Annotated in this window: 1 protein-coding gene; it reads left to right on the plus strand. The window is 67.7% G+C overall.

Annotation, left to right across the window (positions count from 1 at the left end):
• Window positions 1-291: PLP-dependent transferase (locus tag FLQ44_RS08130; RefSeq protein WP_206208754.1), on the plus strand; the 291-nt coding region annotated here is incomplete at both ends.

Here is a 291-nt window from a genome sequence, read left to right on the forward strand (position 1 = left end):
TACGGTGCGGTGGTACCGCCGCTGGTGCTGTCGACCAACTTCAGCTTCGCCGGCTTCAACGAGAAGCGCGAGTACGACTACACCCGCAGCGGCAATCCGACCCGTGACCTGCTGGGCGAAGCGCTGGCGGAACTCGAAGGCGGCGCCGGCGGCGTGGTGACATCCAGTGGCATGGCAGCGATCACCCTGGCGCTTGCCCTGCTGGAGCCGGGCGATCGGCTGGTGGTGCCGCACGACTGCTACGGCGGCAGCTGGCGACTGTTCAATGCGCTGGCCAGGAAGGGGCACTTC

It is taken from the genome of Vogesella mureinivorans (assembly GCF_007644035.1).
GTDB lineage: Bacteria > Pseudomonadota > Gammaproteobacteria > Burkholderiales > Chromobacteriaceae > Vogesella > Vogesella mureinivorans.